Origin of the sequence: Streptomyces sp. NPDC005281 (assembly GCF_040607495.1) — a bacterium.
Classification (GTDB): domain Bacteria; phylum Actinomycetota; class Actinomycetes; order Streptomycetales; family Streptomycetaceae; genus Streptomyces.
In genome coordinates this window covers 81,579-105,722 of sequence record NZ_JBEXGX010000023.1, presented here as the reverse complement: position 1 = coordinate 105,722, position 24,144 = coordinate 81,579, and the positions used below count along the sequence as shown (strand labels likewise).

At 70.3% G+C, this 24,144-nt stretch carries 20 protein-coding genes and 1 riboswitch; of the genes, 13 read left to right on the top strand and 7 right to left on the bottom strand.

Going from position 1 to position 24,144, the window contains the following annotated elements; all coding sequences use genetic code 11:
- Nucleotides 1-47 precede the first annotated feature (47 nt).
- The 3 genes from ABZV42_RS28895 to ABZV42_RS28885 are packed head-to-tail and all read right to left on the bottom strand — an operon-like array spanning nucleotide 48 to nucleotide 3,926.
- The gene (locus tag ABZV42_RS28895; RefSeq protein ID WP_356054247.1) at nucleotides 48-1,370 is read right to left on the bottom strand and encodes an MFS transporter; all 1,323 of its coding nucleotides are present in this window, start codon (nucleotides 1,368-1,370) and stop codon (nucleotides 48-50) included.
- Nucleotides 1,367-2,629 (bottom strand): ATP-grasp domain-containing protein, encoded by a 1,263-nt coding sequence (locus ABZV42_RS28890; RefSeq protein WP_356054245.1) that lies wholly within the window; start codon nucleotides 2,627-2,629, stop codon nucleotides 1,367-1,369. The genes ABZV42_RS28895 and ABZV42_RS28890 overlap by 4 nt, the downstream gene beginning before the upstream one ends.
- Before the next feature lies 1 nt (nucleotide 2,630).
- Nucleotides 2,631-3,926 carry an ATP-grasp domain-containing protein gene (locus ABZV42_RS28885; protein WP_356054243.1) on the bottom strand — a complete coding sequence of 432 codons (1,296 nt, stop codon included), beginning with the start codon at nucleotides 3,924-3,926 and terminating at the stop codon, nucleotides 2,631-2,633.
- Nucleotides 3,927-4,296: 370 nt separating this feature from the next.
- Between ABZV42_RS28885 and ABZV42_RS28880 the strand changes: the two genes are divergently transcribed.
- The 6 genes from ABZV42_RS28880 to ABZV42_RS28855 all read left to right on the top strand — a co-directional run bounded on the left by ABZV42_RS28880 (nucleotide 4,297) and on the right by ABZV42_RS28855 (nucleotide 11,091).
- A complete protein-coding gene (locus tag ABZV42_RS28880; RefSeq protein ID WP_355983431.1) occupies nucleotides 4,297-5,604 on the top strand; it encodes a hydroxyacid-oxoacid transhydrogenase in 1,308 nt (435 codons plus the stop codon).
- A 46-nt stretch (nucleotides 5,605-5,650) separates the two neighbouring features.
- A complete protein-coding gene (locus ABZV42_RS28875) occupies nucleotides 5,651-7,108 on the top strand; it encodes an aldehyde dehydrogenase family protein (protein ID WP_355983429.1) in 1,458 nt (485 codons plus the stop codon).
- An 86-nt stretch (nucleotides 7,109-7,194) separates the two neighbouring features.
- On the top strand, nucleotides 7,195-7,674 hold the full coding sequence (locus ABZV42_RS28870; protein ID WP_355983427.1) for a response regulator transcription factor: 480 nt from the start codon (nucleotides 7,195-7,197) through the stop codon (nucleotides 7,672-7,674).
- A 119-nt stretch (nucleotides 7,675-7,793) separates the two neighbouring features.
- A complete protein-coding gene (locus tag ABZV42_RS28865) occupies nucleotides 7,794-8,768 on the top strand; it encodes a helix-turn-helix domain-containing protein (protein ID WP_355983425.1) in 975 nt (324 codons plus the stop codon).
- Nucleotides 8,769-8,797: 29 nt separating this feature from the next.
- Entirely contained in the window at nucleotides 8,798-9,847 is a 1,050-nt protein-coding gene (locus tag ABZV42_RS28860) for an aspartate-semialdehyde dehydrogenase (protein WP_356054241.1), read from the top strand.
- Entirely contained in the window at nucleotides 9,844-11,091 is a 1,248-nt protein-coding gene (locus tag ABZV42_RS28855) for a hypothetical protein (protein WP_356054239.1), read from the top strand. Before ABZV42_RS28860 ends, ABZV42_RS28855 begins: the two co-directional genes overlap by 4 nt.
- Before the next feature lie 149 nt (nucleotides 11,092-11,240).
- Here the strand turns inward: ABZV42_RS28855 and ABZV42_RS28850 are convergent, their stop codons facing one another.
- The 4 genes from ABZV42_RS28850 to gcvT form a co-directional block, all read right to left on the bottom strand.
- Nucleotides 11,241-12,608 (bottom strand): L-serine ammonia-lyase, encoded by a 1,368-nt coding sequence (locus ABZV42_RS28850; RefSeq protein WP_355983419.1) that lies wholly within the window; start codon nucleotides 12,606-12,608, stop codon nucleotides 11,241-11,243.
- Nucleotides 12,609-12,783: 175 nt separating this feature from the next.
- Nucleotides 12,784-14,043 carry a serine hydroxymethyltransferase gene (glyA, locus tag ABZV42_RS28845; RefSeq protein WP_356054237.1) on the bottom strand — a complete coding sequence of 420 codons (1,260 nt, stop codon included), beginning with the start codon at nucleotides 14,041-14,043 and terminating at the stop codon, nucleotides 12,784-12,786.
- Between the two features lie 11 nt (nucleotides 14,044-14,054).
- Nucleotides 14,055-14,432, bottom strand: a complete 378-nt coding sequence (gcvH, locus tag ABZV42_RS28840; RefSeq protein WP_355983415.1) for a glycine cleavage system protein GcvH — start codon at nucleotides 14,430-14,432, stop codon at nucleotides 14,055-14,057.
- A 163-nt stretch (nucleotides 14,433-14,595) separates the two neighbouring features.
- Complete coding sequence (gene gcvT / locus ABZV42_RS28835) at nucleotides 14,596-15,714, bottom strand: glycine cleavage system aminomethyltransferase GcvT (RefSeq protein WP_355983413.1); 1,119 nt, start codon at nucleotides 15,712-15,714, stop codon at nucleotides 14,596-14,598.
- Nucleotides 15,715-15,862: 148 nt separating this feature from the next.
- A riboswitch (glycine riboswitch) is annotated at nucleotides 15,863-15,959 on the bottom strand.
- A 175-nt stretch (nucleotides 15,960-16,134) separates the two neighbouring features.
- On the opposite strand from gcvT, the gene ABZV42_RS28830 reads away from it, so the two are divergent.
- From ABZV42_RS28830 to ABZV42_RS28800, 7 genes are all read left to right on the top strand, one after another.
- Nucleotides 16,135-16,803 (top strand): AAA family ATPase, encoded by a 669-nt coding sequence (locus ABZV42_RS28830; protein ID WP_355983411.1) that lies wholly within the window; start codon nucleotides 16,135-16,137, stop codon nucleotides 16,801-16,803.
- A gap of 63 nt (nucleotides 16,804-16,866) precedes the next feature.
- Complete coding sequence (locus tag ABZV42_RS28825) at nucleotides 16,867-17,643, top strand: enhanced serine sensitivity protein SseB (RefSeq protein WP_355983409.1); 777 nt, start codon at nucleotides 16,867-16,869, stop codon at nucleotides 17,641-17,643.
- A 214-nt stretch (nucleotides 17,644-17,857) separates the two neighbouring features.
- Entirely contained in the window at nucleotides 17,858-18,658 is an 801-nt protein-coding gene (locus ABZV42_RS28820) for an enhanced serine sensitivity protein SseB C-terminal domain-containing protein (protein WP_355983407.1), read from the top strand.
- 476 nt (nucleotides 18,659-19,134) lie between these two features.
- Complete coding sequence (locus tag ABZV42_RS28815; protein WP_355983405.1) at nucleotides 19,135-20,133, top strand: ABC transporter permease; 999 nt, start codon at nucleotides 19,135-19,137, stop codon at nucleotides 20,131-20,133.
- A gap of 59 nt (nucleotides 20,134-20,192) precedes the next feature.
- Nucleotides 20,193-21,944, top strand: coding sequence for an ABC transporter substrate-binding protein (locus ABZV42_RS28810; protein WP_355983403.1), 1,752 nt, complete (start codon nucleotides 20,193-20,195; stop codon nucleotides 21,942-21,944).
- A gap of 72 nt (nucleotides 21,945-22,016) precedes the next feature.
- Complete coding sequence (locus ABZV42_RS28805; RefSeq protein WP_355983401.1) at nucleotides 22,017-23,024, top strand: ABC transporter permease; 1,008 nt, start codon at nucleotides 22,017-22,019, stop codon at nucleotides 23,022-23,024.
- The gene (locus ABZV42_RS28800) at nucleotides 23,021-24,118 is read left to right on the top strand and encodes an ABC transporter ATP-binding protein (RefSeq protein WP_355983399.1); all 1,098 of its coding nucleotides are present in this window, start codon (nucleotides 23,021-23,023) and stop codon (nucleotides 24,116-24,118) included. Before ABZV42_RS28805 ends, ABZV42_RS28800 begins: the two co-directional genes overlap by 4 nt.
- Nucleotides 24,119-24,144 lie beyond the last annotated feature (26 nt).

Here is a 24,144-nt window from a genome sequence, read left to right as displayed (position 1 = left end):
CGTACGGGCGCCCAAGGCGCGCGGATGTGTACGGCGGGGCAGGGCGGTCAGCCGGACGGGGACGGCGTGCCGTCAGGGGCGGGTCCGGGGGTGGCCCGGCGCCGGTCCACCGCCTCGGCCAGTGAGCGGCGCACCACCCGGGTGCCCGCCCCGTACCCGATCCCCACGAGGGCCAGCACCAGCCAGAACAGCGGCAGCGCGCCATGGCCGGCGGCCAGGTCGAAGCCGCCGCCGACGAAGCCGCCCAGCATGCCGCCGACGCCCCAGGCCATCGTGGAGTAGCCCAGATACAGGCCGGTACGGCCCTCCGTCGCGAGGCCAGCGACGACCGCGTCGACCACACCGCAGAACAGCGACTCGCCGATCGAGGTGACGATGACGGCGGCGACGACCGGGCTGATCCCGTCGACCGAGCACAGCAGCCAGCCGCCGCCGAGGAGCACCCCGGAGGCGGCGAACAGGTCGAGACGGCCGATCGTGGAGCGCTTCTCGACACGCGAGCCGAGCAGCCACACGGTCAGCATCACCACGACGGCGTTGCCCGCGGTGAACAGGCCGACCAGGTCGGAGGAGAGCTTCTGGTGGACGACGGTCAGCGGCAGCGCGACCCGGTACTGGGTGATGAGGAACCAGCCGCCGACCGCGAGCGAGCAGAAGACCATCAGCGGGCGGTCGCGCAGCGCCTCGGCCATGGCGGCGGGCCTGATGGGGGCCGCGTTCGAGGCGTGCAGACCGCGCAGCAGCACCGCGGAGGTCACGGCGAACCCCAGGTGCAGCGCGGCCGCGATGAGGAACCCGGCCCTCATCGCGCCGGCCGCCATGAGCGCGGTGCCGATCAGCGGGCCGATGAGGGCGGCCCCGTTGATGGACACGTAGTAGCGGCTGAGGTTCGCCGCGACCCCGCCGGACCTGCTGGAGGCGAGGACGCTGCGGGCGCCGTTGTTGTTGAGGGAGCCGCCGACCCCCAGCAGCGCGACGGCCGCGGCCCAGACCGCGAAGCTGCCGCCCGCCCCGGTGAACACGAGGTACGCGCCCGCCTCGACGGCGAGACCCAGGGCCAGGATCCGGGCGGCGCCGAAGCGGTCGCTGACCCAGCCGGACGGGATGCCGAGCCCGCGCCGGGTGAACTCCATGACGGCGAAGAGCAGACCGGTTTGGAAGCTGCTCAGCCCCTCGTCCTTGGTCAGGTGCACCGCGAGGAAGGGCACGACCATGAAGAAGCCGATGTTGGTGGTGAAGCGGCCGAGGATGACGACGTACGCCGGACCCCGGCCCGCGAGGAAACGGCCGGGCCGCGTCCCCGGGGCGTGCTCCGCCCGCGCCGCGGAGTTCCCGGCGAGTGTCACCCCGTCTCCCTTCTCGGAGGTCATCGCGTGGCCTCCCCGTCGGTGCGGACGACGATCCGGGCGGCCGCCGCGTCGGCCGCGTCGGCGGCGGCCTTGGGGTCGGGGCCCGCGGCGACGACATGTCCGGCCCGGTTCCAGGAGTCGCCGAGCGCGGCCAGTTCGGCTCCCACGAGGGGGAGTTCGCCGACGCGGATGACGCCCTCCATGGCTTTGGCCTCGGCCACCCCCGTCACCTCGGTGACCCGGCCCGGCCGGGGGGTGAGATAGCGGATCGAGGCGCCGCCCGCGTGGCCCGTGGCCGGCCCCGGCAGGACGCTGTGGGCGAGAGCGAGGACGGCGCCCTGGAGCATGTCGACGCCGGTGACGTGATGGACGAGTTCCCAGATCTGGTCGCCGCCCTGCCGGGCGTTGATCTCGACGACGGTGGCGCGCTCGCCGTCCTCGGCGAGCATCACCTCGGTGTGGCAGGGACCCCAGGCGTAGCCGACGGCGTCCAGGGCGCGCAGCGCCGCCTCGACGACCGCCGCGTACCGGTCGGGCGGCAGCGGCGCGGGCAGGTCGTGGCCGGTCTCCACGAAGTGCGGGGCGCCCGAGGTGTGCTTCCGGGTGACCGCGAGGACCTGGTGGCGTCCGGCGGCCGACAGCGACTCGACGCTGAACTCCTGGCCGGTCAGGAACTCCTCGGCCAGCACCCGGGACGCGGACTCGCCCTGCGGCCAGGCGAAACCGGTTCTGGCACCGCTGGTCCAGGCCCACGCCCGATCCAACTCCCCTTCCCTGCGCACGAGATGCACGCCCGTGCCGCCGTTGCCGTCGACCGGCTTGAGGATCACCCCGGCCGGACAGCCGCGGAGCAGCTCACGGGCCTCGTCGACGCCGGTGCACACCCGGTGGGCCACCGCGCCCAGGCCGTGCTCCCGCAGGTGTGCACGCATGGCCGCCTTGTCCTGGGTCAGGGCGAGCGTGGCGGGCGGGTTGCCGCGCGCGCCCAGCGCCTCGGCCACCACGCTCGCCGGGCGCAGCGAGAGCTCGGTGAGCCCGAGCACCGCGTCCACCGGGCGCCGGGCGTGCACCTCGCGGGCGACGGCGAGCAGGGCGTCGGGGTCGGTGAAGTCGGCGTCGACCACCGCGAGGGCGAGGGAGGCCTCTAGCTCCCGGTCGCCGCCGGGCCGGTGGACCACGGTGAGGGCGACCGGCAGGCCGACGAACTTTCCCAGGATGTCGTGGCGCGGACAGATGAGCAGGAGGTGGGGTACATGGGCCCCGAACGACTGGCCCGGCATGTCAGGCGTTCCCCCTTTCGCCGGCCGCGTCCTCGGTCCGGGCCGCGTTCCACGTCCGTTCCAGCTCACGGATGCGGGCCGAGTCCTTCTCGATGGCGTCCCAGTCGTCCGCGCCCTGGACGACCCAGCCCAGACTGGTGGTCACGTCGTTGGTGAGCGGCATGTCCCGGCCCTCGGGCGGGATCGACATGGAGTGCGTGGTGGGCAGGTCGGCGATCGCCCTGAGGATCTCCATGTTCCGCACCGGGCCGGCCAGGTCCGAGCAGAGCCAGAGCGTGCGGACCTCCCTGACGAGGTCGAACGACGGCACGAACTCCCCGTCGAGGACGTGCCGTACGGTGCGCTCGATCTGGTTGTCGCCGGTGGCCAGGGACCCGGAGATCATCATGCAGCTGCCCGAGTAGCGGGCGGCCAGTTCCACCAGGCGGGGCCCGTCCGGTGTCATGATCGCCTCGGCGTGGGTGGAGCCGTTGCGGATGCCGACGGCGTCGGCCGCGCGCATCACGTAGGGCGCGAGGAGCGCCACGTCGGGGTGGTCGGGGGCCAGGAAGTCGGCGACGTCGTAGATGCCGATGCGGGGGCCCCGGTCGTGCTTGGCGTAGACACAGGTGTCGACCAGTCCGTGCCGCCCGTCCACCGAGTACAGGTCGACGATGTACTCGGGTCCTTCCAGGAACTCCTGCACGATCACGGTGTCGTTGCGCAGTTCGAACCCGTTGACCTGGCCGAGGATGTGGGTGAAGTGGCCGAGCCACTCGCCGCCGGCCGGCACGAAGTGCACATTGTCCGTCCCGGCGCTGTGCGGCGGCTTCAGGACGAGCGGCCGGCCGGTGAGGCCGCTCGCCTCGATCCAGGCGGCGGCCTCCGCGGGGTCGGCGGTCGACAGGGTGCGCGGACCGGACACTCCGGCGCGTTCCAGTGCGAGCGCCATCTCCCCTTTGTGACGCTGGGATTTCGCACTGCCGGGTACGTTCTGGAACTGCGGCATGAGACGTTCGACAAGCCGCGCGGCGAATTCGACACCGCTCTCGTTGCCGGTGACGATCGCCACCGGATCATAAGATTCCACAAGCTTTGCCATTGCTTCGAAGTCGCCGTCGAAATAGTGGACGGCCTCGAAGTCGTCGGGGTACCAGATGTTCTTCTTGACGAATTTCGCCAGTGGCTGTGGAGTGCTCATGACGGTGACCGGCAGCACGCCCCTGGCCCGGAAGGCGCTGGCGAAGCCCCGGTCGTCGCCGTCCCTGATGTGGTAGCCGTCTACGACGATCACGTACCGCCGCCCAGTGGACTTCATGACTCAACTCTGCTGGCCGGGACCCCTCCTGCGACAGTGGCGGAACTGACACGCAACCACGATTTACTGCCAGTCGGCGCCCGGGGACGAGCGTGCGGCCGGGCCGGCGCGGAGGCCGGAGCAGGGGTGTTGATCCGCTGACTTCCGATATGCGCCAGTGGTTGTGATTGAGCCGTTTCTGTCATAGGGCAAGGGACCTATGGCGGGAGCAAGGGGGACTGGCTACTGTGGCCCACGCCTGGTCGAAATTCTGTGTGAAGGTGACGTCGATTCGCCGGGTCGGCCGAGACGTCTGGGTGCGCGTCGCCGTTCGTCATGTCATTTTCTCGGTCGGAATTCCGAGTCAAGTCGATGAAGGCGGGGACGGACTGTGGAATCGCTCGGGTGGGGCGGTCGGACTCCGGAGCAGGAACGAATAGTCGCCTGGCAGGCTCCACCACTGAAATTCGGTGTCGGCGCCACGGGGGAGATCGGACACGCACTGCGCGGAGCAGGCGTCGAGTCGGTGCTGCTGGTGACCGATCCCGTCCTGGCCGGCCTCGGCCTGCCCGCCCGTGTCGCCAAGCACATCGAGCAGGAGGGGATCTCGGTCACGCTGTTCGACCGGGCCCGGGTGGAACCCACCGACACGAGCGTCGCCGAGGCGGCCCGCGAACTGGAGACCCTCCAGGTGGACGGTTACGTCGGTCTCGGCGGCGGCAGCTCGATCGACACCGCCAAGATGCTCAACCTGCTGCTCAGCCACCCGGGACGACCGGTGCGCGACTACCTGAACGCCCCGATCGGCGCCGGAGCCCGGATTCCCGGCCCGCTCAAGCCTCTGGTGGCCGTGCCCACCACGGCCGGCAGCGGCAGCGAGTGCACCGCCATGGTCGCCCTCGGCGTCACGGACCTGAACGTGAAGACCGGCATCAGCGACCTGCGGCTGATGCCCTCCCTGGCACTCGTCGACCCGGCGAACACCCTGACCCTGCCCCCGGCCGTCACCGCCTCCTCGGGCTACGACGTCCTGACGCACGCCTGCGAGTCGTACACGGCCCGCGCCTACGACCGGCGCCCCCCGTACGCCACGCCCGGGGACCGGCCGCTGTACATCGGCGCCAATCCGATCAGTGACGTGTGGGCGGAACAGGCCCTCGAACTGGTCGGCCGCTATCTCAGGCGAGCCGTGCTCAACTCCGACGACCTGGAGGCCCGTACGGGAATGAGCCGGGCGGCGAGCTTCGCCGGGATGGGATTCGGCAACGCGGGAACGCACATCCCGCACGCCTGCGCCTATCCCGTCGCGGGGATGGTGCGGGACTACCGGCCGGACGGGTACGAGGTGGACCACGCCATGGTGCCGCACGGGGCGGCGGTCGTCTCCACCGCGGCCGCGGCCTTCGAGTTCACCTATCCGACCGCCCCCGAACGTCATCTGCGCGCGGCCGAGCTGCTCGGCGCGAACCTCGCCGGCGTGACGGCGGCGAACGGTTCGGACGTGCTTCCGGCCACGCTGCTGAGCATCGTGACGGACACCGGAGGACCCACCGGGCTGCGGGACTTCGGCTACTCCGTGAAGGACCTCCCCGGACTCGTCGAAGGCGCGCTCAAACAGCGGCGGTTGCTCGTGTGCTGTCCGCGGGACGTCGCCTCACGTGATCTCGAACGGGTCATCGCCGGTTCGATGACCCACTGACACACCGGACAAGCGCGCCCCCCACGCCAAGGAGCTGGATGCACCCGTGAGTGATGCATCGATACCGGAACACCCGGCCGTCATCGCGGGGAAGCAGGTTCCGACCGACCGGTGGATCGACGTCCTCGATCCCTCGAACGCCCGCACCGTCGCACGGGTCGCGCGCTGCGGCCCGGCGGAGGTCCGGGCCGCGGTGGAAGCGGCCCGGCACACCCACGAGAGCGTGTGGCGGTTCACGACGCCGGTGGAGCGCTCCCGGGTCTGCCGCCGCATCGCCGACATCCTGCGCGCCCGGCGCGAGGAACTCGCCGCGCTGGAGACGCTCGACACCGGCAAGCCGCTGCGCCAGTCGCTGGCCGACGCCGACGTCGCCGCCCGCTACTTCGACTTCTACGCCAACGCCGTGGAAGGGCTCGGCGGCGAGACCATCCAGCAGCAGCCGGACCGGCCGGCCTTCACACTGCGCGAGCCCTACGGAGTGTGCGGGCACATCATCCCCTGGAACTATCCGCTCCAGATCGCGGCCAGGACCCTGGCGCCCGCCCTCGCGGCCGGAAACTGCTGTGTCCTCAAGCCGGCCGAGGACGCGCCCCTGACCTCGCTGAGACTGGCCGGCATCGCCGAGGAAGCGGGACTCCCGACGGGAGCGCTGAACGTCGTGCCGGGCCTCGGAGCCGAAGCGGGCGCCGCGCTCGCCGCGCACCCCGGCCTGGACCGGCTGGCCTTCACCGGCTCACGGGAGGTCGGCGAAGCCGTGATGACCGCGGCGGCACGCACCATCGTGCCCGTCACCCTGGAACTCGGCGGCAAGTCCCCGCACCTCGTGCTGCCCGACTTCGACGCCGCCCGCGCGGTGCCGCAGATCGTGGAGTCGATCACCGAGCACGCGGGACAGAACTGCTCGGCCGGCAGCCGGCTGCTCGTCCACCGGTCCGTGCACGGCGAACTGGTGGACGCGCTCGTCGAACGGTTCCGCGCCCTGACCATCGGGCCGGGCATGACCGATCCCGGCATGGGACCGCTCATCTCCGCGAAACAGCGCGACCGTGTCCTGCGTTACGTGGCCGAGGGCCGGCGTGACGCCGTCCTGCGCACGGGCGGTGGTGTCCCCGAAGGGAAGGCGTATGCCGAGGGCTTCTTCGTGGAGCCCACCATTCTCGATCAAGTGACCCCGGAACAGCGGGTGTTCAACGAGGAGATATTCGGTCCGGTGCTGTGCGTATCGGTCTTCGACTCGCTGGAGGAAGCGGTCGCACTCGCGGAACACACCACCTACGGACTGGCCGCCGGAGTGTGGACGTCCGACGTGACCCGCGCGCACTGGCTCGCCCAGCGGCTGAGGGTGGGGCAGGTGTTCGTGAACAACTACAGCGCGGCCGGGGGGGTCGAGCTTCCGTTCGGCGGCTACCGGCGCTCGGGAATCGGAGTGGAGAAGGGACTGGAGGCGCTGCGTGAATACACGAGGTGCAAGACGGTGGCGATCCACGCACAGCTTCCTTCCTGATGTGGCACGCCGGTCATTCCGCACGTCCTCGGTCCTACGGAGAAGAGCGGTTCGGTCAATTCACCTCGGTGGAGGGAGATCATCTGATGTCGCCTGTTGTGCGCGGTTCGGTCGAGGAACTGAGGACCCGGCAGTGCTGCACGGTCTGCGGGGCACCGGCCCAGCCCGTGACGGCCTTGGCCGAGGGCGTCGCCAAGGTCCACAAGGCCCTGGGCGAGGCACGGGACGCCCTGGAGGCCCAGGAACAGCTGATCGAGGACTTACGGGCCGACGGCCGCCGCGGTGCCGCCGCCGCCCCGCCGCCCGCCGGGGAATCGCCGGGGGCACGGCAGGCCCTCGCCGTGCTGACGGCCCGCGAACGTCAGATTCTGGTGCTCATCTCCCAGGGGAATTCGAACCGTCAGGTGGCCAAGGCGCTCGGCATATCCGAGAAGACGGTGAAGAACCATCTGTCCGCGGTCTTCATGAAGGTCGGCGCGTCCGATCGGACACAAGCCGTCGTCATGGGCATCCGCAGCGGGATCGTGTCCATCGGCCAGCCCGTCGACGATGTCTCCCACCCATGAGCGCGGATGAGTGATCCCAACCGGCTTCCGGGTCCATGCCGTGAGTATGAGCGCCGATCCGGCCATACGACAGCGGCGGGACTGTCAGAACACCATGTATTACTGCCACATTGGAAAACATGCTGAAGAACGTAGCCGCGGTCCTGCTCGACAACGTCCATCCCTTCGAGCTGGGTGTCGTATGTGAGGTGTTCGGGATCGACCGCCGTGAAGAGGGGCTGCCCGCTTACGACTTCGCGCTCGTCGCCGCGGAATCCCCTTCGGTGCGGGCGGTGCCCGGCTTCACCATCAGCACGCCCTACGGCCTCGACCGGCTGGAGGAGGCCGACCTCATCGCCATCCCGGTCGGGGACGACTTCCACACCCGGGACTTTCCGCCAGCTCTGCTGGAGGCCCTGCGCCAGGCGGTGGCCCGCGGGGCCCGGGTGGTGAGCGTCTGCGTCGGCGCCTTCGTCCTCGGCGCGGCGGGGCTCCTCGACGGACGCCGCTGCACCACCCACTGGCGGTACGCGGGGGCGCTCACCGAGCGCTATCCCAAGGCCCGGGTCGAGCCGGGAGTGCTGTACGTCGACGAGGATCCGATCCTCACCTCGGCCGGCACCTCCGCGGGAATCGACGCCTGCCTCCACCTCGTGCGCAAGCTCCAGGGCAGCGACGTGGCCAACGCCATCGCCCGGCGCATGGTGGTACCCCCGCACCGGGAGGGCGGCCAGGCCCAGTACATCGAACGGCCGGTGGCGCAGTACGGGGAGGACGGTGTGCGTGAGGTGCTGACCTGGGCGGAACGGAACCTGGACCAGGAGATCAGCGTCGAGCAGCTGTCCGCGCGGGCCTGCATGTCACCGCGCACGTTCGCCCGCCGCTTCCGGGCGGAGACGGGAACCACGCCCTACCGGTGGCTGCTGGCCCAGCGGGTGCTGAGCGCCCAGCGGCTGCTGGAGAACACCGACGAGACGATGGAGGCCGTGGCGGCCCGTACGGGATTCGCCAACGCGGCCGCCCTGCGGTACCAGTTCGTGCACTTCCTCAGCACCACTCCCAACGCGTACCGGCGGGCCTTCAGGGGCCGGTTACCGGACACGACCACGTACTGAGCCCCGCGCGGGGCGACAGGAGGACGGGAATGCTGCGCATCGCGGTAGTGGGCGCCACCGGAGCGGTGGGCCGGGAATGCCTGGCCCTGCTCGACGGCGGGATCGTGCCCGTGGAACAGGTGGTGCCCGTGGGATCCGCCCGCAGCGTCGGCCGGGACCTGGGTTCCGAACTGGGACTGTCCCTGCCCCTGGCGGACCTGGTCACCCTCGACGGTCTCGACCCCAGCGCTCTGGACGTCGCCGTCTTCTCGGCGGGCGCCGAGGTGAGCGCCCGGGAGGCGGAGCGGCTGGCCGCGGCCGGGGTACTGGTCGTCGACAACAGCTCGGCGTTCCGCATGCGCCCCGACATCCCGCTCGTGGTGCCCCAGGTCAACCCCGGTGCGCTCGACGACCGGCCGGCGTCCGGCCTCGTGGCCAACCCCAACTGCTCCACCATCCAGCTGGTGCGCGCCCTGCACCCGGTCCACGAACTGGCCGGTCTGGAGAGCGTCGTGGTGGCGACCTACCAGGCGGCGTCCGGCGGCGGGGTGCGCGGTCTGCGGGAACTGGCGGAGGGATCCAGGGCCGTCCTGGACGACCCCCTTGCCCAGGGCGCCCCCGGCGGACGCTTCGGGCAGCCGCTCGCCTTCAACCTCGTTCCCGAGATCGGGCTCCAGGACGAGGACGGGTTCACCCACGAGGAACGCAAGCTGGTCCGCGAACCTCGCAAGATCCTCGGCCTGCCGGATCTGCGGGTGAGCGCCACCGCGGTGCGGGTGCCGGTCTTCGACTGCCACTCCGAGGCCGCGCACCTGCGGCTGCGCGAGCCGGTCACGACCGCGGCGGTCGAGGACGCCCTGGCCGAGACGCCAGGCCTGCGCGTCCACCGCCGCGCCCACAGCCCCTCGTACCCCATGCCCCGTACCGTCTTCGCCCGGCGCGAGGACCGCGCGCTGGTCCACGTCGGACGCGTCCGTGTCGAGCCGGAGGACGACCGTGCCCTCGCGTTCTGGGTGGTCGCCGACAACCTGTGGGTGGGGGCCGCGCTCAACGCGCTCCAGATCGTCGAACTGGCCATGAAGAACGGGTGGTTGGGATGACGGACGGTCCCGCGCCGGAGCGCCGGCCGCTGGTGCTGAAGTTCGGCGGCTCCGCCTTCGCCGACCTCGACGGCTACCGTCGCGTGGCCCGGTACGCGGCGCGCCGCCATGCCGAGGAGAAGCGCCCGCTGGTCGTCGTGGTGAGCGCGATGTCCGGTACGACGGGCAGGCTCCAGCAGACCCTGGACGCCCTGGCCGCCGACCCGCCCGCCCTCGCCGCGGCGATGCTCCTGACCGCGGGCGAGACGGTGAGCGTCGCCCTGCTCGCGGCCGCGCTCGACGCCGAGGGCGTGCCCGGGTGCCCGGTGCCGGCGGCGGCCACCGGGCTCCTCGCCCAGGGGCCCGGGGACCGGGCGGAGCTGATCTCGGCCAGTCCCGAGGCGCTGTCCGGCACCCTGGCCGACTGCCCGGTCGCGGTCGTCCCCGGCGGGCAGGCGCTCGACGCGGCCGGGCGGACCGTGATGCTGGGCCGCAACAGCTCGGATCTCTCCGCGGTGGCGACGGCGGCGACGCTGGGCGCTGACACCTGCGAGCTCTTCTCCGACGTGCCCGGGGTGTGCACCGCCGACCCCTACCTCGTTCCGGAGGCCCGCACCCTGTCCCGGATCAGCTATGAGGGAGTGCGCCGGATGTCCCGTCACGGCGCCAAGGTCGTCCACGAGGGGGCCGTGGACTGGGCGGAGCGCGCGGGCGTGCGGCTGCTGTGCCGGCCCTTTCCCTGGAGCGGGGATCCGGAGGGCGGGACGGCCGTCGGGACGGGTCCCGCTGCGGCCGTGGTCGTCGTGCGCAAGGACAGCGACGTGTGGTCCTTCCGGTCCGGCCGGGAACGCCGCTCGGCCGGCGGACGGCTGCGGGCCGAGGGCCTGACGGTCACCGAGTTCGACACCGAGGGCGAGGTGTGTCTGGCGGTGCCGGCCGGAGCGCGGGGCGCGGCCCGGCACGTACGGGAGGCACGGCTGCTCGGCGGCCTGTGCCTGGTCACCACCCTGCCGGCGGACGGCCGGGCCGAACACACCCTGGTGCCGCGCGCGGAGGCCGCGGCGGAGGCCCGCAGACGCCACGCCCTGCTGTACCCGGACGCCGAGGCCACCCCGGGACAGACCGCGCTCCCGCCCGACAAGGCCCGTTCCCCCCGCAGCGACGTGCTGGTCGGCCCGGCACCCGCCCCGGCCCGGGCTGTCGCACTCGCACCCGTCCCGGCACCCGTTCCGGCCTTCGTCCCGGAGGACGACTGCCCGGACTGACCCGGAGGCGGGCCGGCCGGGCCGGCCGGATGGAAAATGGAGCGGCAGGCCGGGCGGGTGGGCAGGCTGTCGGCCTGGCCGACGGCGCGGGGCCGCGGGTCAGAGACAGCAGCGCAGACGTACCGGCCGAGACCGCCGCTGCCGCCCGCTCAGCACTCGATGATGTTGACCGCGAGCCCGCCCCGGGCCGTCTCCTTGTACTTGACGCTCATGTCGGCGCCGGTCTCCTTCATGGTCTTGATGACCTTGTCGAGGGAGACCATGTGGGAGCCGTCGCCGCGCATGGCCATCCTGGCGGCCGTGACGGCCTTCACGGCGGCCATGCCGTTGCGCTCGATGCAGGGGATCTGGACCAGGCCGCCGACCGGGTCGCAGGTCAGGCCGAGGTTGTGCTCCATGCCGATCTCGGCGGCGTTCTCGACCTGCTCCGGGCTTCCGCCCAGCACCTCGGCGAGGGCTCCGGCCGCCATCGAGCAGGCGGAGCCGACCTCGCCCTGGCAGCCGACCTCGGCGCCCGAGATGGAGGCGTTCTCCTTGAACAGCATGCCGATCGCCCCGGCCGCGAGCAGGAACCGTACGACCCCGTCCTCGTCGGCGCCCGGCACGAAGTTGATGTAGTAGTGCAGCACCGCCGGGATGATGCCCGCCGCGCCGTTGGTGGGGGCGGTGACCACCCGGCCGCCCGCCGCGTTCTCCTCGTTGACCGCCATCGCGTAGAGGGTGATCCACTCCATCGCGTGGGCCAGCGGATCGCCCTCGGCCCGCAGCTGGCGCGCCGAGAGGGCGGCACGGCGGCGGACCCGCAGACCGCCCGGCAGGATGCCCTCCCGGGTGATGCCGCGCGAGACGCACGCCTGCATCACACGCCAGATCCCGAGGAGCCCCTCACGGATCTCCTCCTCGGTGCGCCAGGCCCGCTCGTTCTCCAGCATCAGGGAGGAGATCGACAGACCGGTCTCCTTGGCGAGCCGCAGCAGCTCGTCACCCGTGCGGAACGGGTACTTCAGGACCGTGTCGTCGAGCTTGATGCGGTCCTCGCCGACCGCGTCCTCGTCGACCACGAAACCGCCGCCGACGGAGTAGTACGTCTTCTCCAGGACGAGCTCGCCCGAGGCGTCGTACGCGAAGATCGTCATGCCGTTGGCGTGGTACGGCAGGGCCTTGCGGCGGTGCAGGACGAGGTCGTCGTCGAAGGAGAAGCCGATCTCGTGCTCGCCGAGCACGTTGATCCGCCCCGAGGCCTTGATCTGCTCGACCCGCTCGTCGGCGCCCTCCACGTCCACCGTCGCGGGGGAGGCGCCTTCCAGGCCAAGCAGCACCGCCTTGGGGGTGCCGTGGCCGTGGCCGGTCGCGCCCAGTGAGCCGTACAGCTCGGCGCGTATCGACGCGACGGGGGCCAGCAGGTCCTCGTTGCGAAGCCGCCGGGCGAACATGCGCGCGGCGCGCATCGGACCCACCGTGTGGGAGCTGGACGGGCCGATGCCGATCGAGAACAGGTCGAAGACCGAGATGGCCACGGGAACTCCTTGCTGGTTTCGCCGGACGCCGTTGTCCGACGGAGGTGGTGCGTGACTGCGGGTAACTGCACGGAACGGGGCACCGCGCTCTGCTTCCAGTGTGGCGCGGTGCCCCGGATGCCCGTACGAATACAGACCGTACGGGTGAAAAACATATGACGGAAAGCCTACGAAACTAAATCAGGCCGGGGTACAACGGGTGCTTGTCGGCCAGAGCGGACACCCGGGCCTTCAGGGACTCCGTGTCGTAGGACGGCTTCAGCGTCTCGGCGATGATGTCCGCGACCTCGGTGAAGTCCTCGGCGGTGAAGCCGCGGGTGGCGAGGGCGGGCGTGCCGATGCGCAGACCGGAGGTGACCATCGGCGGGCGCGGGTCGTTCGGGATGGCGTTGCGGTTGACCGTGATGCCGACCTCGTGGAGGCGGTCCTCGGCCTGCTGCCCGTCCAGCTCGGAGTTGCGCAGGTCGACCAGGACCAGGTGCACGTCCGTGCCCCCGGACAGGACGTCCACGCCGACGGCCTTCACGTCGTCCTGGACCAGGCGCTCGGCCAGGATGCGCGCGCCGTCCAGCGTGCGCTGCTGGCGCTCCTTGAAGTCGTCCGAGGCGGCGATCTTGAACGAGACGGCCTTGGCGGCGATCACGTGCTCCAGGGGACCGCCCTGGAAGCCCGGGAAGACCGAGGAGTTCAGCTTCTTCGCGAAGCTCTGCTTCGCGAGGATGATCCCGCCGCGGGGGCCGCCGAGCGTCTTGTGCGTGGTGGAGGTGACCACGTCCGCGAAGGGGACCGGGTTCGGGTGCAGACCCGCTGCGACCAGACCCGCGAAGTGGGCCATGTCGACCCACAGGAGGGCCTCGACCTCGTCCGCGATCCGGCGGAACTCGGCGAAGTCGAGCTGGCGCGGGTACGCCGACCAGCCCGCGATGATCACCTTCGGGCGGTGCTCCTTGGCGAGCCGCTCGACCTCGGCCATGTCGACCAGGCCGGCCTCGTCCACGTGGTACGCGACCACGTTGAACTGCTTGCCGGAGAAGTTCAGCCGCATCCCGTGGGTCAGGTGACCGCCGTGGGCCAGGTCGAGGCCGAGGATGGTGTCGCCGGGCTTGGCCATCGCGAACAGCGCGGCCTGGTTGGCGGAGGCGCCCGAGTGGGGCTGCACGTTGGCGTACTCGGCGCCGAACAGCTCCTTGACCCGGTCGATGGCGATCTGCTCGGCCACGTCGACGTGCTCGCAGCCGCCGTAGTAGCGGCGGCCCGGGTAGCCCTCGGCGTACTTGTTGGTCAGGACCGAGCCCTGGGCCTCCATGACGGCGACCGGAGCGAAGTTCTCCGAGGCGATCATCTCGAGGGTCGACTGCTGGCGGTGCAGCTCGGCGTCGACGGCGGCCGCGACGTCCGGGTCGAGCTCGTGCAGGGGGGTGTTCATGAGCGACATGCGGTGACTCCTCAGCCGGCCGTGAAGGCGGTGTACTCGTCGGCGGACATCAGGTCCTCGGGCTCGCCCGCGACGCGCACCTTGAACAGCCAGCCGCCCTCGAAGGGGGCGGAGTTGACCAGGGCCGGGTCGTCCACGACGTCCTGGTTGGCCTCGACGACCTCGCCGTTCACCGGGGAGTACAGGTCGCTGACGGACTTGGTCGACTCCAGTTCGCCGCAGGACTCGCCCGCGGCCACCGTGTCACCGACCTCCGGGAGCTGGGCGTAGACGACATCGCCGAGCGCGTTGGCCGCGAACTCGGTGATGCCGACCGTCGCGACGCCGTCCTCGGCGACGGACAGCCACTCGTGCTCCTTGCTGAAACGCAGCTGCTGGGGGTTGCTCATGGCCTGAATTCTCCTGTACGCGGTGGAGTGCTGATGGAGGGAAGCGTGGGTGACCGGGCGGATGTGCCCAGGGTCACGTCCAGGGGCCCGGCGGGCGCCACCCGTCAGGACCGGCGCCCGGCGGGCATCGGTGTCCTGCCGGTCCGGTCCGGCCGGCCCGGTGCTACTTCTGGCGCTTGTAGAACGGCAGCGCCACGACCTCGTACGGTTCGTGGCTGCCCCGGATGTCGACGCCCACACCGGTGGTGCCCGGCGCGGCGTGCACGGCGTCGACGTACGCCATCGCGATCGGCGTGCCCAGCGTGGGGGAGGGGGCGCCGGAGGTGATCTCGCCGATCACCTTGCCGTCGGCGACGACCGAGTACCCGGCGCGCGGCACCCGGCGGCCCTCGGCGATCAGGCCGACGAGGACCCGCGGCGGGTTCTGCTCGGCACGGGAGGCGGCCTCCTCCAGCGCGGCGCGCCCGACGAAGTCGCCGTCCTTCTCGAACTTCACGACCCGGCCGAGGCCGGCGTCGAAGGGGGTCAGCGCGGTGGTCAGCTCGTGGCCGTACAGCGGCATGCCGGCCTCCAGGCGCAGCGTGTCGCGGCAGGACAGACCGCAGGGCACGAGACCGGCCGGGGTGCCCGCGTCGGTGAGGGCCTGCCACACCTTCTCGGCGTCGGCGGGGGCGACGAACAGCTCGAAGCCGTCCTCGCCTGTGTAGCCGGTGCGGGCGATCAGGGCCGGAACACCGGCCACGGTGCCCGGCAGGCCCGCGTAGTACTTCAGGCCGTCGAGGTCCGCGTCGGTGACCGCCTTGAGGATGCCGGGGGACTCGGGGCCCTGCACGGCGATCAGCGCGTAGGCGTCACGGTCGTCGCGCACGACGGCGTCGAAACCGGCCGCTCGCCCGGTCAGCGCGTCCAGCACCACCTGGGCGTTGGAGGCGTTGGCGACGACCATGTATTCGTACTCGGCCAGCCGGTAGACGATCAGGTCGTCCAGGATGCCGCCGTCCTCCTGGCAGATCATCGTGTAGCGGGCGCGTCCGACGCCGACGGTGGCGATGTTGCCGACCAGCGCGTGGTTCAGCAGGGCCGCCGCCTCGGGGCCGGTGACGGTGATCTCGCCCATGTGGGAGAGGTCGAAGAGCCCGGCCTTAGTGCGGACGGCGACGTGCTCGTCGCGTTCCGAGCCGTAGCGCAGCGGCATGTCCCAGCCCGCGAAGTCGGTCATGGTCGCGCCGAGCGAGCGATGCAGGGCATCGAGCGCGGTGTGACGGGGTGCGTTGCTGCTCATCGGTCTGGCTCCCAAGGCATGACGGCGAGGTCGTTCCTCCCCATCTGTCATCGGAACCTGAGAGGTTCATCAAGACACCACGAAACGGTGGTCCTGATTTGCACCTTGGGTGGGGCCACTGGTTCAGCGGCCCGCTTTTCAGATGTGCCTCGCCCGCGCGGTAACGGGGCCTGAGAGATTCAAGGGAGGGACTTGCTCCTTCGGCGCCCGGGTACACGTACCCAGGACTCTCCCGCGCGGATTCAAGCGGCCGGTATGCAGTTGGCGCGGCCATCATCGCACGCGTTCCCCGATCGCGGCAGCCCGTCATCTGTGACGGGGCTGTGGCAGTCCGCGCACGGAAATGGGAAGCGCCGGGCATTACCTTCTCTTTACACTCGACGGAGATGGGACTCCACGTCCAAGGGGAGGACGGTCACGGTGAACAGGACCACGGCGTACGCGACGGCCACGGGTCTCGCACTGCCCGAGCAGGCCGGCGCACCGGCCCGAAAGGCCCGCGGACCGCTTCCGGCGGCCGTCGTGCGCGATCTGCGCGACCGGGTCGGGCACAGTCCGCACGGTCTCCGCTTCGGGGCCCGCGACCTCGTCGTGGTCACCGGACTGCCCGGCAGCGGCAAGTCGACGCTGATGCGGCGGGCGGTGCGGGGCCCGCGGGTCGACTCGCAGGACACCCGCGACCGCTGGGACGGCCGGATGGCCGGGCTGCTGCCGTACGCGCTCTACCGCCCCCTGGTCCGCCTCGCGCACTACGCCGGCCTGCGCCGTGCCCTGCGCGAGGGCGGCGGACTCGTCGTGCACGACTGCGGCACGCAGGCCTGGGTGCGGCGCTGGCTCGTCCGCGAGGCCCGGCGCCGCGGCGGCGCGCTGCACCTGCTGCTGCTCGACGTCACGCCGGGCACCGCGCTGGACGGTCAGCGCGAGCGCGGCCGGGGCGTGTCGCGCTACGCCTTCGCCCGCCATCGCGGCGCGGCCGCCCGGCTGCTGCGGGCCGCCGAGCGGGGAGACCTGCCCGAGGGCTGCGGCTCGGCGGTGCTGATCGACCGGGACGCGGCGGACGTGCTGCGCAGGATCGACTTCGGCCACTGACCGGTGGCGGTGGCCCACTAACCTTTCCAGCCGGAACAACGGTTCGAAGCAGGCGGTAGACAGATGGACTTTCCGGCACAGGCGCACCCCCATCCGCACGGCGGCTGGCCCGGCAACGAGCTGGAGGAGGTGCTGTCCGCCTCCCTCGGCATGCCCGCGGGCCCCTCGGCGGGCGCTCGCATCGTCGAGGTGCTCGGCCGCAGCTTCGTGTGGGTGCCGCTGCCCAACGGCGGCGGACCGCAGAGCGGTGCGCTCGATCTGCCCACGATGGACATCGGGGGCCAGGTGTACGTCCCCGTCTTCAGCTCCGAGGAGCAGTTCCGCCAGGTCGTCGGCAGTCACATGTCGTTCACGATCGCGCCCGCCGTGGAGTTCGCCCGCGGGCTTCCGCCGCAGGTCGGCCTCGCGGTGAACCCGGACGGTGTGGTCGGCGTACCGCTGCCGCCGATGGCCGTCGCCGAGCTGTGCCGGGCCGGGCGGTCCGAGCTGGACGGGGCCTCCAGCGGGGGCCGCGTGCGGCTCTTCGAGCCCGACTGGCAGGACGATCCGATGGACTTCCTCGCCGCGGCCTCGGCGGAGTTCGCCGCGACCGGCGTCGTCCTGAGCGCCCGTCGCTGTCTCGCCAGCATCGAGGGCGACGAACCGGTGATGTTCATCGGCGTCGAGCTCTCGATGTGGGAGGGCGACGTCCGCGCCGTGCCGCTGGACGCCCTGGGCCGCGCCCTCGGCCGGGTCCCGGTGAACATCGCGGTGAACCTGGTTCTTCTCGACGTGGCGCAGGACCCGGTCGGCGACTGGATGCGGGCCCAGGTGCGCCCCTTCTACCAGCACGGTCACTGAACGACGCCCGCCAGGAGCGCCCGCGCGCCGGCCCCGCCGGGCCCTCTGCGGGCCCGCGGGGGCGGTCCCGGCTCTCGACTGCTTCCCCCGGCGGAGCACGATCGCCGCATAAGCTGGTTTCATGGCCTGGACGAGGTGTTGACGCATATCGGACCGGTGCCTCGGGCGTAAGGGATGAGTTCGTCGTGAATTGTTCGCGAAGGGGCGGTTGAGGGTGAGCGCGTCGGGCACGGCCGCGGCCGGGCAGGTCGAGCACATGCTGCGCCAGGTGACTCCCGGGCGTTACGACGCCTACGAGGCGCTCCTTCGCGCGCTCGCGACCCCGTCGTCCGGCCAGGTGTGGATGCTGCTGTGGCACGGCCAGGCCGGCTCCCCCGACGCCCAGTACGGGAACATGCCGGTGGACGGCTTCGGGTACGCGCCCTGCGTCACCTCGGCCCAGGAACTCTCGGCCAGCGGCTGGAACCGCAGCTACGAGGTCGTGGACGGCCTGGACGTCGCCCGCACCCTGTACCCGGACCAGTTCGGGCTCTGGCTCAATCCGCACGCCCCGGGCGGGGGCCTCGGCGTGCCCTGGCTGGATCTGCGCCGGATCGCCACGGGTCTGGAGCGCCAGCCGGCGGGTCCGCTGCGGCTGTCCGAACCCGCCATCGAGATCCCGCAGTTCTACGCCCTGATCACCCAGAACGCCCATCTCACCCCGGCCGTACGGTCGTTGCGCCGAGCCTGGGTCCAACCCGCGCTCGGGGCGCCGTATCTGGCCATCGGCCTCGACGTGTACGACACGTCACCGCCCGCCGTCGACTCGGTGCGGGCGATGATGCAGCAGTCGATCGGCGCCGTCCCGGACGGGCTGCCGGTCTCCACCGTCGCGATGTCGGACGAGTTCGACCCGGTGGCGATGTGGCTGCGCGCGAACGCACGCCCGTTCTACGACCGTGAGGCGCACGCGGCCCCGGCGCAGGTCCCGACAGCGGGCGGTTACGGCTATCCGCCGGCCCGCGGCGGGTACTGAGAGCGTCCCGAATCCCGGACCTCTCGCATGCCCGTGCGAGAACGGCTGGCATCATGACTCTGCACACGGCCTTCACGTGGCGTGGGTCTCATGCTGCTGACCTGCGGGGAAGCCGAAGCATGTGCCGATTGTCCCGTTTTGGCGGGACTTCCGACCAAAAAGACTCTTATGGATTCTTCGCGGTCAATTGGCAGTCGTCCGGCTCCCGTTACCCAGTGTTCGGATAACGGAATCCCCCAACAAGCATCACGGTTGCGCATAGTTTCTCCATGAGGCCTGGCAACTGATCGTGGCGGCACTGAAGACTCGCCCATCAGACACGGGGTCATCGATCCTGTGAGCGAGTGCAAGCCGAATCATCAGCCGGGTCATCGGACCGCACCATCTGCGGTCAACTTCCCGGCGAGCAAGTGAACCAAGCCGCAGACAGCGGCAGTCGTAGGCCGGTCACCACCGGCGAGAGGGGTCGGGTCACTGTGACCGCACCGATCGAGACCACCGCGGCGGCAACGGAAGCGCAGCCAGAGGCTGTGCTTGCCGGAGCCGGCAAGGGGCAGATCGAGGGCCGTTCCCTGGGACAGATCGCCTGGACGCGCTTCAAGCGCGACAAGGTGGCGGTCGCCGGCGGTGTCATCGTCTTGCTCCTCATCCTGCTGGCCGTGCTGGCCCGGCCCATCCAGTCGATGCTGGGCCTGGACCCGAACGCCTTCAACCAGGACCTGATCGACGCCAACACCTCGCTCCCCAAGGGCGGCATGGGCGGCATGAGCGCGGACCACCCGCTCGGTGTCGACCCGAAGTTCGGGCGCGACCTGGCCACCCGCCTCCTGGAGGGCTCCTGGGTGTCGCTGGTCGTCGCCTTCGGGGCGACCATCCTGTCGAACGTGATCGGCGCGATCCTCGGCGTCGTCGCGGGCTTCTACGGCGGGCGCGTCGACGCGATCATCAGCCGGCTGATGGACACCTTCCTCGCCTTCCCCCTCCTGCTCTTCGCGATCGCCATCTCCGCCACCCTCCAGGGCGGCGCGTTCGGCCTCGAAGGGCTTCCGCTCCACCTCTGCGTCCTGATCTTCGTGATCGGCTTCTTCAACTGGCCCTACCTGGGCCGGATCGTCCGAGGCCAGACGCTCGCCCTGCGCGAGCGGGAATTCGTGGACGCCTCCCGGGGCATGGGCGCCAAGGGCCCCTACATCGTGTTCCGGGAGCTGCTGCCCAACCTGGTCGGCCCGATCATCGTCTACTCGACGCTGCTCATCCCGACCAACATCCTCTTCGAGGCGTCCCTGAGCTTCCTCGGGGTCGGTATCCAGCCCCCGCAGGCTTCTTGGGGCGGCATGCTCAGGGAAGCGGTCACCTACTACGAGGTCGACCCGCAGTTCATGATCGTGCCCGGCCTCGCCATCTTCGTGACTGTCCTCGCCTTCAACCTGTTGGGCGACGGACTCCGCGACGCTCTCGACCCGCGCAGCCGCTGATGCCTGCCGCACACCGAGAGATCAACAAGTTTCCGACAATGGAGGGGAACCCGCCCATCATGCGAAGGTCAGCGCTGGCCGCGATTGCGGCCATCGGCTCCGCGAGTCTGCTCGTTGCAGGCTGCAGCAAGGCCGATGACAACAAGAACAACGACACCACGAAGTCAGCTGGGGCCAACGCAGCGACCACGGACGTCGTCAACGCCTCCACGAAGAAGGGGGGCACGGTCACGTACGAGTACTCGGACGTGCCGGACTCCTTCGACCCGGGCAACACGTACTACGCGTTCATGTACAACCTCTCCCGGCTGTACGCCCGTCCGCTGATGACGTTCCAGCCCGGTGCCGGCGAGAAGGGCAACACCCTCGTCCCGGACCTCGCGGCCGGCAAGGGTGTCCCGAGCGACGGTGGCAAGACCTGGACGTACAAGCTGCGTACGGGTGTGAAGTACCAGGACGGCACCGCGATCACGTCCAAGGACGTCAAGTACGCGGTCGAGCGCTCCAACTTCTCGCGTGACGTGCTCTCCCTCGGTCCGAACTACTTCCAGCAGTTCCTCGTGGGCGGCGACAAGTACAAGGGTCCCTACAAGGACAAGAGCGGCAAGGGCCTCTCGTCCATCGAGACCCCGGACGACTCCACCGTCGTCTTCCACCTGAAGACGGCCTTCCAGGAGTTCGACTACCTGGTCGCCTCGCCGCAGACGGCTCCGGTCCCGCAGGCCAAGGACAACGGCGTCGACTACGTCAAGAACATCGTGTCCTCGGGCTCGTACAAGTTCCAGAGCTACGACGACGGCAAGCAGGCCGTCCTCGTGCGCAACGAGAACTGGGACGCGAAGTCCGACCCGCTGCGCAAGCAGTACCCGGACAAGATCGTCGTCAACCTGAAGGTCGCCGCCGAGACGATCGACAAGGACGTCCTCGCGGGCGACGCGATCGACCTCGGTGGTGGCGGTGTCCAGGCCGCGACCCAGGCGCAGCTGCTCAGCTCCGCCGACAAGAAGGCCAACACGGACAACACCTACGGTGGCCGTCTCGTCTACATGGCGATCAACACCAAGGTGAAGCCGTTCGACAACGTCGCGTGCCGCAAGGCCGTGCAGTTCGCGATCGACAAGGTCTCGGTGCAGACCGCCGAGGGCGGCCCGATCCGTGGCGACATCGCCTCCACGGTTCTCCCGCCGGACATCCCGGGCTACGCCAAGGCCGACGCCTACGCGTCCGCCGGCAGCAAGGGTGACGCCGCGAAGTCCAAGGAGCAGCTGAAGGCCTGCGGCAAGTCGGGCATCAGCACCAACATCTCCGCGCGCAGCGACCGTCCGCAGGAGATCGACGCGGCCACCGCGATCATCGCCTCGCTGAAGACGGCCGGCATCAACGCCACCCTGAAGCAGTACCCGTCGGGCAAGTACTTCACCGACTACGCGGGTGTCCCGAAGTTCACCGAGAAGCAGAACATCGGCCTGATCATGATGCAGTGGGGTGCCGACTGGCCCTCCGGCTACGGCTTCCTGCAGCAGATCCTGAACGGCTCCGCGATCGGCGCCTCGGGTAACACCAACCTGTCGCAGTACAACAACAAGGACGTCAACTCCCTCCTGGAGAAGGCGATCGGCACGCAGGACGACGCCGCGCGCAACGCCCTGTACACCGAGATCGACAAGAAGACCATGGACGACGCCGTCCTCGTGCCGCTGACCTACTTCAAGGTTCTGCTGGCCCGCCCGCAGTACGCGACCAACCTGGTCTCCACGGCGGCCTTCAGCGGTCAGTACGACTACCTCAACATCGGCACCACGAAGAAGTAGCAGCCCCGGAAGGCAGGTGAAGGCATTGGTGCCCGCGGGCTTAGCGGCCCGCGGGCACCAGCGCCGATCCCCGTGATCTCGTACATCCTCCGTCGGACGGCAGCGGCAGCGATCCTGCTCCTGGTCGTCTCCGCGGTCACCTTCGCCATCTTCTTCCTGCTGCCAAGACTGGTCGGTCAGTCCGCCGACCAGCTCGCGCAGCAGTACATCGGGAAGAGCCCGACGAAGGCCGACATTCTCGCGGTCAAGCACAACCTCGGTCTGGACCAGCCCGTCTACGTCCAGTACTGGCACTTCATCAAGGGGATCGTGGTCGGCGCCACCTATGATCTGGGTCCCACCACGGCACACTGTGGCGCGCCGTGCTTCGGGTACTCCTTCAAGACCCACCAGGCGGTCTGGCCGGAGCTCACCTCCCGGATCCCGGTGACCCTCTCGCTCGCCGCGGGGGCCGCCGTGATGTGGCTGGTGTCCGGTGTGGCGGTCGGCGTGATCTCCGCGCTCAAGCCGCGCTCGCTCTTCGACCGCACCTTCATGGGCGTCGCGCTCGCCGGTGTCTCGCTGCCCATGTTCTTCACGGGCAACCTGGCGCTGCTGCTCTTCACCGTCAACTGGCCGATCTTCGGCCGCACCTACGTCCCGCTCACCGAGAACCCCGTGCAGTGGGCCAACACCCTCTTCCCCGCGTGGTGTTCTCTCGCGCTTCTGTACTCCGCCATCTACGCGCGGCTCACCCGCTCGGGCATGATGGAGACGATGAACGAGGACTTCATCCGCACGGCCCGCGCCAAGGGCCTGCCCGAGAGGGTCGTCGTCGTCCGGCACGGACTGCGCGCCGCTCTCACCCCGATCATCACCGTCTTCGGCATGGACCTCGGTCTGCTGCTCGGCGGTGCCGTGATCACCGAATCCGTGTTCTCCCTGCACGGTGTCGGCCAGTACGCGGTGCAGGGCATCACCGACAATGACCTGCCGCTCATCCTCGGCGTGACCCTTCTCGCCGCGTTCTTCGTCGTCGTAGCAAATCTTCTGGTGGACCTGCTGTACGCCGCCGCTGACCCGCGGGTGAGGCTCTCGTGACCGAACTTTCCAAGACCGGCGCCGCCGTGGGCGAGCCCGTCTCCTCACCCTCGAACGCCCCGAGCTCCTTCCTCGAAGTGCGTGACCTCAAGGTGCACTTCCCGACCGACGACGGTCTGGTCAAGTCCGTCGACGGGCTCACCTTCTCGGTGGAGAAGGGCAAGACCCTCTGCATCGTGGGTGAGTCGGGCTCCGGCAAGTCCGTCACCTCGCTGGCGGTCATGGGCCTGCACCGGCTCGGCGCGCGCGGCAAGAACGTCCAGATGTCGGGCGAGATCTGGCTGGACGGCAAGGAACTGATCGGCGCCGACCCGGACGAGGTGCGCAAGCTCCGCGGCCGCGAGATGGCGATGATCTTCCAGGACCCGCTGTCGGCGATGCACCCGTACTACACGATCGGCAACCAGATCGTGGAGGCGTACCGCACCCACCACAAGGTCAGCAAGAAGGTCGCCCGCACGCGGGCGATCGAGATGCTCGACCGTGTGGGCATCCCCGAGCCGGCCAAGCGTGCCGACAGCTACCCGCACGAGTTCTCGGGCGGTATGCGGCAGCGCGCGATGATCGCGATGGCGCTCGTCAACAACCCCGAGCTGCTCATCGCGGACGAGCCGACGACCGCCCTCGACGTCACCGTCCAGGCGCAGATCCTCGACCTCATCCGTGACCTCCAGAAGGAGTTCGGCTCCGCGGTCATGCTGATCACCCACGACCTGGGTGTGGTCGCCGAGATCGCCGACGACGTCCTCGTGATGTACGGCGGCCGGTGCGTGGAGCGCGGCACCGTCGAGCGGGTCTTCGAGGAGCCGCAGCACCCCTACACCTGGGGTCTGCTCGGCTCGATGCCCCGTATCGACCGTGAGACGTCCGAGCGGCTCATCCCCGTCAAGGGCCAGCCGCCGAGCCTCATCAACGTCCCCTCGGGCTGCGCCTTCCACCCGCGCTGCCCGTACGCGGACCTGCCCAAGGGCAATGTCACCCGCACCGTGCGCCCCGAACTCCAGCTGATCGGCAGCGGCCACTACACCGCCTGCCACCTCTCGCAGGAGGACCGCACGCGGATCTGGACCGAAGAGATTGCGCCGAAGCTGTGAGCGAGAACAACAAGACGGACGGCGCC

Excerpts from the sequence above, each read along its gene's own strand:
- ABZV42_RS28895 (WP_356054247.1), bottom strand. The coding sequence starts at position 1,370 with ATGACCTCCGAGAAGGGAGACGGGGTGACACTCGCCGGGAACTCCGCG.
- ABZV42_RS28890 (WP_356054245.1), bottom strand. The coding sequence starts at position 2,629 with ATGCCGGGCCAGTCGTTCGGGGCCCATGTACCCCACCTCCTGCTCATC.
- ABZV42_RS28885 (WP_356054243.1), bottom strand. The coding sequence starts at position 3,926 with ATGAAGTCCACTGGGCGGCGGTACGTGATCGTCGTAGACGGCTACCAC.
- ABZV42_RS28870 (WP_355983427.1), top strand. The coding sequence starts at position 7,195 with ATGTCGCCTGTTGTGCGCGGTTCGGTCGAGGAACTGAGGACCCGGCAG.
- ABZV42_RS28865 (WP_355983425.1), top strand. The coding sequence starts at position 7,794 with ATGCTGAAGAACGTAGCCGCGGTCCTGCTCGACAACGTCCATCCCTTC.
- ABZV42_RS28860 (WP_356054241.1), top strand. The coding sequence starts at position 8,798 with ATGCTGCGCATCGCGGTAGTGGGCGCCACCGGAGCGGTGGGCCGGGAA.
- ABZV42_RS28855 (WP_356054239.1), top strand. The coding sequence starts at position 9,844 with ATGACGGACGGTCCCGCGCCGGAGCGCCGGCCGCTGGTGCTGAAGTTC.
- glyA (WP_356054237.1), bottom strand. The coding sequence starts at position 14,043 with ATGTCGCTCATGAACACCCCCCTGCACGAGCTCGACCCGGACGTCGCG.
- gcvH (WP_355983415.1), bottom strand. The coding sequence starts at position 14,432 with ATGAGCAACCCCCAGCAGCTGCGTTTCAGCAAGGAGCACGAGTGGCTG.
- gcvT (WP_355983413.1), bottom strand. The coding sequence starts at position 15,714 with ATGAGCAGCAACGCACCCCGTCACACCGCGCTCGATGCCCTGCATCGC.
- ABZV42_RS28825 (WP_355983409.1), top strand. The coding sequence starts at position 16,867 with ATGGACTTTCCGGCACAGGCGCACCCCCATCCGCACGGCGGCTGGCCC.
- ABZV42_RS28810 (WP_355983403.1), top strand. The coding sequence starts at position 20,193 with ATGCGAAGGTCAGCGCTGGCCGCGATTGCGGCCATCGGCTCCGCGAGT.